General features: G+C 36.9%; 18 protein-coding genes. 8 read left to right on the top strand and 10 right to left on the bottom strand.

Annotated features, from left to right (window positions below):
• Positions 1 to 39: 39 nt before the first annotated feature.
• Positions 40 to 1,152 (bottom strand): site-2 protease family protein, encoded by a 1,113-nt coding sequence (locus WBM60_RS17515; RefSeq protein WP_424277111.1) that lies wholly within the window; start codon positions 1,150 to 1,152, stop codon positions 40 to 42.
• A 100-nt stretch (positions 1,153 to 1,252) separates the two neighbouring features.
• On the opposite strand from WBM60_RS17515, the gene WBM60_RS17510 reads away from it, so the two are divergent.
• The 7 genes from WBM60_RS17510 to WBM60_RS17480 all read left to right on the top strand — a co-directional run bounded on the left by WBM60_RS17510 (position 1,253) and on the right by WBM60_RS17480 (position 6,902).
• Complete coding sequence (locus WBM60_RS17510) at positions 1,253 to 1,864, top strand: flavin reductase family protein (RefSeq protein ID WP_424259704.1); 612 nt, start codon at positions 1,253 to 1,255, stop codon at positions 1,862 to 1,864.
• The gene (locus WBM60_RS17505; RefSeq protein WP_424259703.1) at positions 1,861 to 3,036 is read left to right on the top strand and encodes a M20 family metallopeptidase; all 1,176 of its coding nucleotides are present in this window, start codon (positions 1,861 to 1,863) and stop codon (positions 3,034 to 3,036) included. The genes WBM60_RS17510 and WBM60_RS17505 overlap by 4 nt, the downstream gene beginning before the upstream one ends.
• Positions 3,033 to 4,088, top strand: a complete 1,056-nt coding sequence (locus tag WBM60_RS17500) for a hypothetical protein (RefSeq protein ID WP_424283418.1) — start codon at positions 3,033 to 3,035, stop codon at positions 4,086 to 4,088. The genes WBM60_RS17505 and WBM60_RS17500 overlap by 4 nt, the downstream gene beginning before the upstream one ends.
• Positions 4,089 to 4,158: 70 nt before the next feature.
• Positions 4,159 to 4,452, top strand: coding sequence for a zinc ribbon domain-containing protein (locus tag WBM60_RS17495; RefSeq protein ID WP_424259701.1), 294 nt, complete (start codon positions 4,159 to 4,161; stop codon positions 4,450 to 4,452).
• 16 nt (positions 4,453 to 4,468) lie between these two features.
• A complete protein-coding gene (locus tag WBM60_RS17490) occupies positions 4,469 to 5,194 on the top strand; it encodes a hypothetical protein (RefSeq protein ID WP_424259700.1) in 726 nt (241 codons plus the stop codon).
• 47 nt (positions 5,195 to 5,241) lie between these two features.
• The gene (locus WBM60_RS17485; protein ID WP_424259699.1) at positions 5,242 to 5,907 is read left to right on the top strand and encodes a hypothetical protein; all 666 of its coding nucleotides are present in this window, start codon (positions 5,242 to 5,244) and stop codon (positions 5,905 to 5,907) included.
• Between the two features lie 248 nt (positions 5,908 to 6,155).
• On the top strand, positions 6,156 to 6,902 hold the full coding sequence (locus tag WBM60_RS17480; protein ID WP_424259698.1) for a slipin family protein: 747 nt from the start codon (positions 6,156 to 6,158) through the stop codon (positions 6,900 to 6,902).
• A 44-nt stretch (positions 6,903 to 6,946) separates the two neighbouring features.
• Here WBM60_RS17480 and WBM60_RS17475 read toward each other — a convergent pair whose 3' ends face one another.
• From WBM60_RS17475 to WBM60_RS17435, 9 genes are all read right to left on the bottom strand, one after another.
• A complete protein-coding gene (locus tag WBM60_RS17475) occupies positions 6,947 to 7,408 on the bottom strand; it encodes a hypothetical protein (protein WP_424277112.1) in 462 nt (153 codons plus the stop codon).
• Positions 7,409 to 7,410: 2 nt separating this feature from the next.
• Positions 7,411 to 7,860, bottom strand: a complete 450-nt coding sequence (locus WBM60_RS17470; protein WP_424277113.1) for a hypothetical protein — start codon at positions 7,858 to 7,860, stop codon at positions 7,411 to 7,413.
• Between the two features lie 30 nt (positions 7,861 to 7,890).
• Complete coding sequence (locus WBM60_RS17465; RefSeq protein ID WP_424261572.1) at positions 7,891 to 8,385, bottom strand: hydrolase; 495 nt, start codon at positions 8,383 to 8,385, stop codon at positions 7,891 to 7,893.
• A gap of 38 nt (positions 8,386 to 8,423) precedes the next feature.
• Entirely contained in the window at positions 8,424 to 9,194 is a 771-nt protein-coding gene (locus tag WBM60_RS17460; RefSeq protein WP_424261570.1) for a GNAT family N-acetyltransferase, read from the bottom strand.
• A 13-nt stretch (positions 9,195 to 9,207) separates the two neighbouring features.
• Positions 9,208 to 9,480, bottom strand: coding sequence for a DUF5661 family protein (locus WBM60_RS17455; RefSeq protein ID WP_424261568.1), 273 nt, complete (start codon positions 9,478 to 9,480; stop codon positions 9,208 to 9,210).
• 71 nt (positions 9,481 to 9,551) lie between these two features.
• Positions 9,552 to 10,274, bottom strand: a complete 723-nt coding sequence (locus tag WBM60_RS17450) for an FMN-binding protein (RefSeq protein ID WP_424277115.1) — start codon at positions 10,272 to 10,274, stop codon at positions 9,552 to 9,554.
• Positions 10,275 to 10,284: 10 nt separating this feature from the next.
• A complete protein-coding gene (locus WBM60_RS17445; protein ID WP_424261564.1) occupies positions 10,285 to 11,046 on the bottom strand; it encodes an SDR family NAD(P)-dependent oxidoreductase in 762 nt (253 codons plus the stop codon).
• Positions 11,047 to 11,054: 8 nt separating this feature from the next.
• A complete protein-coding gene (locus WBM60_RS17440; protein WP_424261562.1) occupies positions 11,055 to 11,687 on the bottom strand; it encodes a WG repeat-containing protein in 633 nt (210 codons plus the stop codon).
• 149 nt (positions 11,688 to 11,836) lie between these two features.
• Entirely contained in the window at positions 11,837 to 12,292 is a 456-nt protein-coding gene (locus WBM60_RS17435) for a DUF2267 domain-containing protein (RefSeq protein ID WP_424283417.1), read from the bottom strand.
• Between the two features lie 193 nt (positions 12,293 to 12,485).
• On the opposite strand from WBM60_RS17435, the gene WBM60_RS17430 reads away from it, so the two are divergent.
• A partial coding sequence (locus WBM60_RS17430; RefSeq protein ID WP_424283416.1) for a universal stress protein occupies positions 12,486 to 12,926 on the top strand: 441 nt, incomplete at its 3' end.

Here is a 12,926-nt window from a genome sequence, read left to right as displayed (position 1 = left end):
CAAGTCCGAAATGACAAGAATCAGGGGAGTTAAGTTAATTCATGATTTTGCATACAAATTTGTCTTAAGCATAAGAAATTCACTTACGTTATTTACATCAATTGCACCAATAAGTTTGTTGGTTTTGTCTGTAACAGGAAAGAAACGTTGCTGCTCATTGTTGATCATAGTAAAGAATTCGTTTAACTCATCCATTGCACTCAAGGTATTATATTTTGTGTTCATAATTGCCCTCACTTTAATTGAACCATTTTGAGCATTTTTAAGTATATCTTTATGATTTAAAATGCCAACTATCCCCCCATTTTCGGTAACTACAAAATCTTTTTCTGTACCGGCTAATATTATTTCAAAAACATCTTCAAGACTATTTTCAGGATCTAATAGCGTAATATTAGTCAACAAGGCTTCCTTTACAAAATGTCCTTCGACCACGGATTTCTGTTTGACCATTTGATTTTCACTATAGGCAGCTATGTAAATGAAGAGCGCAATTAATATTAGAAAGGGATTGAAAAACAGACCCAGTATGAAAAAAATTACAGCTAAAGCCTGCCCCAATCCTGCTGCTATTTGGGTAGCTCTGGCCCTATCCATGGTAAAAGTCAGCAAAGCCCGAAACACACGACCGCCGTCCATAGGAAACGCCGGGATTAAATTAAAGACCACCAGCATCACATTAGCTATAAAAAGATAAAATAAAAGTGTATCCAACCTGGGAGCAGATAATAACTGCACCAAACTATCTGCATCCAGGCCAAAATAATTTTTCATAGGCACCACCAGAAAGAGCAACATTGCAATTATCACATTTACAGCGGGCCCCGCTAAAGCTACAATCAATTCCTGCCCTGGCTTTTCAGGCATTTTTTCTAAAGATGCCACACCACCAATAGGTAACAATGTAATTTTTTTGGTATTTATATTAAAACGCTTCGCGGTAAGGGCATGTCCTAATTCATGCAGTACTACACAAAAGAATAGCAAAAAGATTAAAATAATATTCATCAAGGCGGTATTCGTAGTTCCGCCGCGTTGTATATCAAGGAAAACCACCCAGATCAATAATAACGTAAAGGTCCAATGCACCTCTATTCTAATTCCGGCAATTTTACCAAGCTTTAATACACCTTTCATTTTTTGGTTTTTCATGAAATTATTTAGATATGGGTGTTTTAACAATGACCATGGTCATTACTTACTTATTATACGAATTGTAATTTTAGAGATAGTACTCTTCAAATCATATCTTATGAACACATTACAGCAAGAGAAATATGTACTCCTGGACAGTTTGACTTCAATCTGGGATCAAATTTTCACTGTAGCTCCTTTGGTCGTAATTGGGACAAAGGAAAAGCAAGGTTATGATCTAGCACCAAAACATATGGCTATGCCCTTGGGTTTTGGCAATTATTTTGGATTTGTCTGTACGCCAAGGCACAATACATTTAGTAACGTGATGGCCACAGGTGAATTTACCGTTAGTTTTCCATTACCCGACCAAATAATCACAGCTTCTTTGAGCGCCAGTCCACGATTGGATTATATTTCAAAATCAGAAGGCATAGTTAAGGCATTACCTGTTTTAAAGGCGCCTTCAATGGATGCGCCTATAATAGCTGACGCCTACTTTTATTTGGAGTGTGGGTTACATAAAATTATTGATGGCTTTGATGATTATAGTATTATAACTGGAAAAATTAAGTCTGCTTATGCCCATAGAAATTATATAAAAGCTTCGGAAATGGATGAGCAGGATCAAATTTCAAAAAACCCCTTACTTGTATATATTGCCCCTGGCAGGTTTGCTAAGATCACGGAAACAATTGCTTTCCCCTTTCCAAAAAATTTTAAGCGATGAAAAGCCCGGAGAAAATAGCGTCCCATGCCAAGGAGTATCTTTTGACTAATAAAGAACAAATGATTCTCTTTTTAAAAGAATTGGTTAGTATTGAATCGCCCACGGACAAAATTAATTCCCAGCACCAAATATTGGCTTATCTAAAAGAGAGGTTTATTGCTATGGGTTATTTGGCAATTCATATGTCCGGTAAAAACACCGGCGGCTACTTGTATGCAAGACCCAAAAATAGAAAGAAACATTTACCACTTCAGCTATTGATAGGTCATTGCGATACCGTTTGGCCTTTAGGAACAATAAAAAATATGCCCCTAACTTACATTAGAGGTAAGATAAAAGGGCCTGGTGTTTATGATATGAAAGCAGGTATTACCCAGATGGTTTTTTCCCTAATGGCGATCAGGGAGATGAACATAACACCTAAAGTGGAACCTGTAGTATTCATAAATTCGGATGAAGAAACAGGAAGCAGGGAGACTACCAATGCACTTAAAAGATTAGCAAAACTTGCAGACCGGGCCTATGTTTTGGAACCCCCTTTAGGATTGAATGGAAAATTAAAAACTGCAAGAAAAGGATTAGGTCGTTTTACTATAACCATTCGCGGCAAGGCAGCACATGCCGGATTAGACCCTGCCAAAGGCGTGAGTGCCATAGTTGAATTATCCCAGCAAGTCCAGAGGCTTTACGCTATGAATGATCTGGACAAAGGGATCTCTGTAAATATAGGAATGATCGAAGGGGGCATCTCACCCAATGTGATTGCACCTTTAAGCAAAGCTGTTATTGATGTTAGAGTGCTTAAAGAAGCAGATGGGGATGTGATTACAAAAAAAATAAAAGCCTTAAAGCCAATACATAAAGATGTTGTAATGGAAATTGAAGGGGGTATTGGCAGACCCCCAATGGAAAAAACTCCTCGTAACCAGCTTTTATGGAAAATGGCAAAAAAACAAGGACAACAATTAGGACTGGATCTGGAAGAAGCAACTGCCGGTGGAGGTTCAGATGCCAATACAACCAGCCTTTATACTGCTACTCTCGATGGTCTTGGAACCCCCGGAGATGGGGCACATGCAGCGCACGAGTATATTTTTCAAAACAAGCTAATTGAAAGAACAGCCCTTTTAACACTCTTGTTATTATTAAAACCCATAAATAAAGAACTATGAACCATGAATTCATTTATACATCACTAACTAGAATTTCCGATTTGGCTGAAATCGAATTCAATGTAGAAAAACTTGATAGGGACCAATGGGCAACCGGTGATTATATTGTGAGTAAGATTCTGGACCCAGGAAGTAACACACTAAATTTAGAGCTTACCACGGGCAGAATGCGGGGAGTAATTGGAGGGGAGTCAATTGTTGGTGTATTGGGGGAACGTTTTGCAACTCTTGAAGCGACAGGGACATGGCGTGAAGTTAAAGCCGACCTTAAAATGAATGTTTTAACAGGTGGCGGCCTGATGGGAAAGTTAACCTCAAAATCTGTTTTTATGCCAAACATGATGGAAGTAGATTATGTAGGCCATGCATTCAGGGATGGTAAAAAACTTACCATGAATGATTTTGTGGAAACAGTTGAACCTATCCCATTTAACACACCGGTGATTCTCTTTGTGGGGACATCCATGTCGGCCGGAAAAACAACTTCTGCCAGAATAGTGACCAATCTTTTTAAGGTTGCCGGATACAAAGTGGTGGGTGCTAAGCTGACCGGTGCCGGACGTTATAAAGATATTCTGGCCATTAAGGACGTAGGTGCCAATGCGGTTATGGATTTTGTAGATGTTGGACTTCCATCTTCAATTTGTCCTGCAGATATTTACAAGATTAAGTTAGAGCAGCTATTAAGCAGAATTCAGCATCAAAATGCCGATGTAGCCATTATTGAGATAGGCGCATCACCTTTGGAGCCCTATAATGGTGATTTGGCTATTAACGCTTTGAGAGAACATATTAAATGCACTATTCTTAGTGCTTCAGATCCATATGCCGTATACGGATTAATGGAAGCATTTGAAATAGTACCGGACATTGTGACCGGGATTGCTACCAATACGCTGGCAGGAGTTAATATGGTTCAAAAACTTAGTAATGTTAAGGCACTGAATTTAATTGATTCTACGACTACAGAGGAGTTAAAGAAGGTACTGTCATTAAAGACTGGTTTTTCATTAAGCGGGAAAAACAAGGTATATGGACAACAGAACGCTTGACTGACAAATATCATACTGTATTAATCACTTAGTTTTTATCTTAGAAATGAAAAATAAAATTGGATAAACAATGAAAACTTCAGAAAAGAATATTTGTCAGAGTTGTGGAATGCCAATGAAAAGTATGACAGATTTTGGGACCGATAGCGATGGAAGTATAAATACAGAGTATTGCCACTATTGTTATGAAGAGGGAGAGTTTACCGATAAGGGGATTAGCCTTGAAGAAAAAATGGCAAAGAATATGAATATTGCCATTAAAATGGGAATGTCAGAAGTTGATGCAGCCAAATTGGCAAGTAAAACACTTCCTGTACTTAGGCGCTGGCGGAAATCAAACAAAATTAAAGAAACAGAGAATTAACACTGAGCAGATATCAATGGAAACGGTTTCACTTGATGAACAACGAAGAACACGCTTCACATTCCTTCAAATTCTGGAAGGAGTAGAGGGTATTCTTATTATTATTGCAGCCTACTTAACCTTGCTTTTTAAACCATTAAGGGACCGATGGGGTATGAATCGCAAGGAGGCAAGCGCTTCATTTCCGGGAGATCATCTCGTGCCGCAACCACGCTCAGAGTTTGTTCATGCGATAGAAATAAATGCCCCGGCGAGTTTTGTATGGCCATGGATTGCCCAACTAGGGCAGGGTAAGGGTGGTTTTTACAGTTACGAGGCATTAGAAAACATACTGGGTTTACACATCTATAATTCCGATAAAATTTTACCGGAATTTCAACAACCTAAAATAGGAGATTTAATACCCTTTAGCCCAAAGGATGCTTATCCACTTGTAATTTGTGAACATGGCAAAGCTATGGCGATTGAAAATTGGTACGATTTAAATAAAAATTCCGTCTACAATCAGGCTTTAGAATCTCCCATGAATTATTTACATCTTAGTTGGTTGTGGATGGTTGAACCAATTGATGAGCATAGGTCAAAGTTTATCTCTAGAAATAGAGTAGATTTCAAACCATCGTTTAAAAACAGATTGCTATTTGGGCCTTTAGGCGAACCTGTTGTATTTGCCATGGACAGGAAAATGTGTTATGGGATAAAAAGAAGAGCGGAGAATTTATATAGGAATACTCCACGATAGCCATTCTCTCTCTCAGGTTTTTTATAAACTCGGAATATGATAGGCTTATGAAAATAGATATACTTCCGGTAGTTCCTAAACCTTCTGTATTGCTCATACCACTTGCAGGAATGGGTATATTTGTTGTTTTATATGTTTTGGCAGCCATTAATTATCCCGGGGGTTCATGGATGGTATTGGATCAGGAAGGATTCAGTTTTTGGAACAACTACCTATGTGATTTATTGGACTTATATGCCATAAACGGGGATTTAAATCCTGCGCGGTTTTTTGCCAGAGGTTCGCTGGCAGTGCTTTGTGTAAGCCTGATTTTATTGTGGTATTATTTACCGGGATTATTTTCAAATAAAAGCACCAATCTCATTGTTATGTGGCTTGCAGGGATTCTGGCTTTAGCAATTACCATGTCTCTCACATCAGGAACTCATGATATTACAGTTCGTATCGCGGGATTTTTAGGGGTAGTTGCCTTTATCAGTTGTTTTGTTGAACTATACAAAGCGAAATATTTCTCACTTTTGATTTTGGGTATTGTATGTCTGCTGATTTTCCTGGGAAACTATTATATTTATGAAACCGGGACTATCATAAGAAGCCTTCCTGTTATCCAAAAAGTAACCTTTATCTGCTATATTCTGTGGTTTGCTTTTCTGGATATATCCTACTACAAATTTTTGAAGCTTAAACAAGATAAAATTAAAGTGAGACATTAATAAAACCCTGGATATCAAGTCTTAATAAAATTAATAAACGTTTTTGTATCAATGCTTTTTGACGATTATATGTTTTGTTTCGGGCCATATATTTTGTAACTTTAAAAGAGCCTTGTTTTAACCTGAAGGTGAACTCCATCTTCCATTAGTAGTCGGAGTATCAAGCTTTAATTGGATTAGAAAAACAAATGAAGAGTAGATCTTAGGTTTTAGTTACGGGAAAATAAAAATAATTTAAAACTATCGGTATGAGCGCACTATTTGTTTTCACCATTGTATTCCTGCTATTTCTATTTGCGGGAATAAGAATTGTCTATGAGTATAAAAGAGCATTAAAATTTCGATTCGGAAAGTATGTGAAAACATTACAACCTGGATTCAGGTGGATAATACCCATAGTGGATACGGTTCAGACAGTAGATATTAGGGTTATTACCATAAATATTGTATCCCAGGAAGTAATGACGGAAGATAACGTACCCTGCAGTATAGACGGAGTGGTTTTCTTTAAGATTAATGATCCGGAAAAGGCGGTCCTGGAAGTCGAGGAATTTACCTTTGCAATTACACAGCTTTCTCAAGCCGCATTAAGGGATGTTTGTGGAAAAGTAGAGCTGGATACCATTTTATCAAAACGTGAAGAAATGGGCAAAAATATTAAGAGTATCGTTGAACAGGAAACTCATCAATGGGGTATTGAGATCATAGATGTAAAAATCAAAGATATTCAGTTGCCTGAAAACATGAGACGAATGATGGCCAACCAGGCAGAAGCTGAAAGATCAAGAAGAGCCAGGATAATCCTTGCGCAAGCCGAAGAGCAGGCAGCAGGTAAATTACTGGAAGCCGGGTTGCAAATAGATAAATCGCCTTCTGCAATTAAGCTGAGGTTATACCAGACATTATCCAATATTGCAGCCGAGAAAAATTCAACGATACTCTTTCCGTTTCCTGAAGAAGTATTGCCCAGAACACCTAAAAAAGAAGATTCCTAGGAAAATTTAGTGGAAATACAGAGTATGTTTTAGTAATAGGAGTTCTAATTGACGTTCTCTATAGTATAATCTCTTTTTGTGGCCGGGAATTGACTAAGTATTATGATTAACACTCCCAGAATTGTGTAGGAGAAGTGTAGATTATTATAGACAATCCCAAAGTAGAGTTGCATATTAATCCACAGAATAAGTAATATCCCAATGTAAAAGGAAAAGGCATTGGACCAATGAAATTTCTTATCCCAATTGATCTTCCGGGCCCAATTCAGACATTTCCTGGTTAGTAATCCATACAATGTAATTAAGGGTATCAGTCCTAAAACTACTAACAGGAATAGTCCGGGAATCAAAAAATTCTTAAATGGTGTATTTTTGAGTACATCTAAAGAAAGACCAATACCATTGCCTGAAGGATCACTTAAAAGACTCAAACCCGAAGGAATTGAACTAATAGCTTGAAAAAAAATTAATAAAATAAGAAGATTAGAAGAGATTGATCTTTTCATTATTAATATGTGCGATTCTTATACAAATAAATCATACCCCATAAACCATAAACGGTTATTATTGTTAATATGATAGGAAAGGAAATGTATTTATCGGGGTTCAATACAATCGCGTCTGTTTCGATAGAAATAGTATATAGGTGCACGATGGGCCAATAAACCGAGATGGCCAAACCTCCAAACATAATAAAAGCTCCCCATTTTTTTCCTTTAATTAGTCCCAGTACTCCAAGAACCAGCATAGGGATATAGAATATGGTATCTCCAAAGGCGAAACCCTTGGCAAATGCTATTCCAACTTTACCAATTTCTTTTTCTGATTCTTGTAATCCCAGGTCTATGGCCAAATTATAATCTATTAATGATAAAGTTTGGCCTGCGGTCAAAAAGAGAATTAAAACAAGTGCCGTTGAAATTAAAATCCAAAATCCGACACCTTTTTTATTATTCATAACTGGATTTATAATCGTTGCTGCAATCTCTTATTTTTCTAATTGGGCAAATAGTACCATGTAGTTATGACCAGCTTCTTTAGCACATTTGGGGCAGTAGGCATAATGCACATAATATTTCTGACTCTTTTGGTGATGTTTTCGTAAATAAGTGTCCATTTGCTTTATGAATTTTGGGATATCATTATAGGCACCATCAAATACCTTACTCCTGAATGTTCCGGAAAGTGTTGTGTTAACAGCGTTTGGTACATTGTCGGTTACGGAGAGATAGATTTCTGACATAAAAGCATGTGGGTCCGTAAATAACACCAGGATATTTTCTTTATCGGCTGCTAGTTTTTTAGAATCCTCTGCCAGTTTCATCATTTTGGTAATTCTATTTCCTATCATTGGAGGTAAAGGAATATGAAAAAAAGTAGGCACGGTAGCCTTAATAAACTTTTTATGATCCCAATCGAATGTCTTTTCATTCCATTTTTCAGGATGAAATTTCGGACAACATTCTTGTTTTTCTACTTCCATAACGTGAAATTTTAAAGTACCGTTCAAGGACTAACAAATTAGCTTTCCTGGAGCAGTTCTTTTTTTAATATATTTCTAAAACGTGTTGCGCTTAGATAGTGATCTTCAATTAGCTTCCCGTTGTGTAATAAGCTGAACACCCCATAGCCCGAAGGAGCCTGCTTTGCCTCGTTTGCGCTATTTAACTTAGTTACTTTAAGATCAATGCCATAGTCTAAAGCCGTATTTAAGAGAGCAAATACCGACTTTTCATGCCACGGGCACTGATCTGCATATACCAAATGCCAGCCTTTGTATTTCTTTTGATTTGCCGTCCAATCTATAAGTTCAGGGTCATTGGCTTTAAGCTCCCATTTTTTACACATTAATTCAAACCTGCCCCTCTGATCCACTTGTATAAAGTCATTATTTGCAAAGATCCTTTTGTCAGAAATCCAGGTGCCTTTACTTGTCATCGAACAAATACCGGCCATTTTATTCTTTCTGGCTTCGTTCTCGGATTCTTTTATAAGCAATGACCCATATCCCTTGTTTTTATTTTTATTGGGGTATACATACATACAGTGAATAAACATAAATTCATTTCCTGCAACCGGGCGCCAGGCATGGGACACTGGGATATACTCTATAAAACCTATCATTTTATCAGCGTCGTCCTTTAGAATTTTCATCCGTAATCCAAGCTGATATTGTTTCTCAAACCATATACGCTTACTTTGGAATCCCGGGTTCTTAATATCCTTGATGCAATAAAGGGTTTCTTCTTGTACATTTTCAGGTGAAACATCTATAATTTTTGTCATTTTCATATGCATGTGGTTTTCAATGGACTTTGGGGAAATCCCAAAAGTCTTCGGCTTCTTTTTCCATTTTTTCCAGCCTCGTATAATAATCCGGGAATTCTTTTAAATGAGCCCAGGCAATTTTTCCAGTTAGGTATTTGTCATCATTAGTAACATTGGTTTCGGGAAACCGTGTTCCGTGTTCAAATTCTACATTAATTCCATCAGTAAATTCGTCCAAACTTACTTCTTCCCAATTGATACCGAGAGATTGTCCAATCTCTCTGGCATCCTTTTTAGTAATTTTTTTCATTTTCCTTATAGTTTTAATTTCAATTTTATATGTCCCATGGGATATATTATACGGACCAAAGCAAACTATCTTCACTTTTTGCTATTAGTGGTATTATCCGTTTCCAAATCGTCTAATGGCTGCTCCAGATAGTTCCGATATTTTTGTAAACCTTGATTGATCATTTCTACCGTGGCTTTACTTGTTATTGTTGATCCCGAGATGCCATCAATCATATGAGAGCCTTCAATTAAGTCCACACCGTTCTGTTTTAAACCAAAGTCCTTTAAATTAGTTTCGAATACTTTTCCAACAAATTGATTTTCATAAGACTCCTGTGTGATTCCGGCACCATATCCTTCTGATTCCGCCATATGTTGAAACTGAAGTTCCAGAATTTCTTTTCTTTTATTGTCAATTATGATTTTTGCCCAGATGGCTCCGATATTTCCTCTGCTTTGTATAACCAGGATCACCTCATCAGATCCAAGAATTTCAAATAAGGGCAGCTTAGAAGTCGACCTGCCCTTTACAAGGTTTTTATAAAGCTTTGTATTTTTTTCCGGATCGGAAATAATAACTTCACCATTTTCATCAATAAACTTAAAACCCAATAAACTGGAAATATTAGTGGTATCTGTAAAAGTCACATTTGCAAAAACTAACAACTCCTTTAAAACAGGAGAAATTTCCTCAGTAACATACATTGCCTTGACAGGCCGGTCCAACTCATGTTTTTCCCTGCAGTTCCAAATTAATGCAGGTATTAGTACTAAAGCTAATTTGATTCCGGTATCTTTTAGTATGGTGTTCATTTAGCTATTTTTAACCAGCCATCAATCCACCGTCTATCACATAAGTGCTTCCATTTACATATTTGCTTTCATCTGAAGCAAGATAAAGCACCAGATTAGAAATTTCTAAAGCTTCTGCATATCGGCCATAAGGCACAATGGCTTCAAAACCTTTTTGAACCTCGGCTGAATTATCTGGAGAAATATCCGTTTCTATTCTTCGCATCATTTGGGTGTTAACTGGTCCCGGATGTATCGTATTTACTCGTATTTTTCTATCGGCAAATTCTAAGGCCGACACTCTCATTATCCCAATAACGGCATGTTTACTTGTTACATAGGCTCCTAAACCCTTAAATCCTTTAAGTCCGGCTACCGAGGATGTGATAATCACAGATCCACCTTCAACCATCTTCGGAATTACATATTTACACCCATACCAAATTCCCTTAAGGTTAACGGCTATTACCTTATCAAATACGTCATTGGGATAGTCTTCAATAGAGCTGGAGGCTCCTTCGATTCCTGCATTATTGAAGAACAGATTTATTTTGCCAAATTTGGACAAGGTTTCAGCAGTATATCTTTCTACATCAGCAGGATTAGATACATCGGCAACACAATAGTCCAAATGAGAAGAATTTAGTTCTTTGGAAGTTGATTCCAGCTTTTCTTTATTTATATCCACGAGCATAACGCTTGCCCCTTCCTTAAGAAACAATGCGGCAGTACTCTTGCCTATTCCTGCAGCTCCTCCGGTAATAATGGCGACTTTATCTTTTAATCGTTCCATGATGATATTTATAATTCAAGTTTTCGTATTTCCCATGTATTCGAAGGAGATTTTACGGCCAATGTGTTAACCGATAGAAATTTTGCGCGAAGTTCAGGCAATTCATAGCGTCTTACGGACATCGAAATTCCATCTCTCTTATTAATAAGTAGCATAATATCGCCCGCAGTATCCAGGAGAACTTCACTAAATCTATAATCATAGATATTCAGTTGGAAATTGTTTTTACCTCTAAAATCTTTGGTGATAAGAATGCCAACGGCATATCCTTCATTGAATTCAGTCAGATTCAAATATTCGGGTTCAATTACTATTTTGCCCTCAGTATTTATAAAGCCATAGGTAGGAATCTCCTCTTCTTCCATTATTTTTTTTATCATACATCTGCCATTTTTAAATTGAGGAAAAGCAATGGCACTAACATCGTTCACTGAGGTATTAGGTAACTTGTTCCAAACAAGATCATCTCTGAAATCTATTGCCAATTGCCCTTCTTTATCAATAAACCCCCATTCATTACCCTTTCTTATTGCGGCCAATCCTTCACTAAATGGTGCTATTTCATCAATTCCGGTAAGTTCTTGTGCAAACAGGAAAAAGGGCAGTATGAACAAAGCGAAAAGCAGGAAAATTTTTTTCATGAGGTTTTGTGTTAAAGTGTTAATATCAGCGCAAAATTACACTTCCGATATTTCGTGTAAAATGACCTTCGTCATCCCAAAAACCCAAGACGAAAGAGCTTCGGCAAGTATGTTGTACAACTAAGTAAAAATGTATATCTTCTTATGATTTAAAACATAATATTGGAATAAATCATACTTTTTAGGTCTTTGGGAAGAACATCTCTAATATCTTCCATCTCGCCCAGTGAAATATATTTTCTCAAATAAATAAAGGTGGTATCTATATATTGCTCGGCGACTTCATCACTGTATTCAAAATCATTAATGGCTGAAGGACCATCATGTTTTCTTACCAGGTCTATAAATTCTGCCATGTGTTTTATTTTCAACTTCTTTTTATTTCTAAGAGTCCAGCCGTTTACATAAACTGCTTTTAGGAACATGGGCAATTGTGCAATAAATTGCAAAGATTCCTCGGTTGAAATTACGTCGCGTAAGCCGTGCAGAATAGAAGTCAATATTCTACCGGCTTTATCCTTATTGGTGCCGAGATTCATCTCCTTGGTGTATTCTTTAAGAAAGGTATTCCCTTCTGTAGCATATTGATTAAAATTTAGTGCCATGATTATAGTTTTTAAAGGTGAACTATAAAGGTGAGCACTAGTAATGCCATTACAAATGATTTTGGTCATTTGAATCATAATTATTGTTTTTTTATTAACTGCCGCATATTCATTTTTTCAAATAACCTGTACTGATTAATATCATAGTTAACTTATCTGTTTGTTGATAATTTTGGATATAAATACCATTATTATGAACATACTTCTTCCTACAGATTTTTCTAAAAATTCCGGGAACGCTATTAACTATGCCATGGAGTTATTTAAAAATGAAAAATGTAACTTTTTCTTCCTGCATACCTATACCCCTTCATTTTACAGGATGGATTATATGCTTGGGGGTCCTATGTTTAGTGCTATTCCCGATTCTGACGTTGATATTTCACTGGCCGGACTAGAAAAAACACTAGAAGATGTCAAGAAATCCTATAAAAATCCAAATCATAGCTATAATATCATTTCAGCCTTCAATACACTTACAGATGAAATCAATGAAGTGACCCGAGAGAAGGAAATTGATATGGTCGTGATGGGAACTCAAGGTGCAACCGGGGCTAAAGAGATATTTCTTGGGTCAAATACGGTTTATGTTCTCCGAAAGGCTATTGCACCGGTTTTGGTAATACCGGAAAAC

The sequence above is a fragment of the Eudoraea sp. genome (assembly GCF_049669105.1).
GTDB lineage: Bacteria > Bacteroidota > Bacteroidia > Flavobacteriales > Flavobacteriaceae > Eudoraea.
Note: the sequence above shows the minus strand (reverse complement) of the source record. Positions and strands in the feature narration are given on the sequence as shown.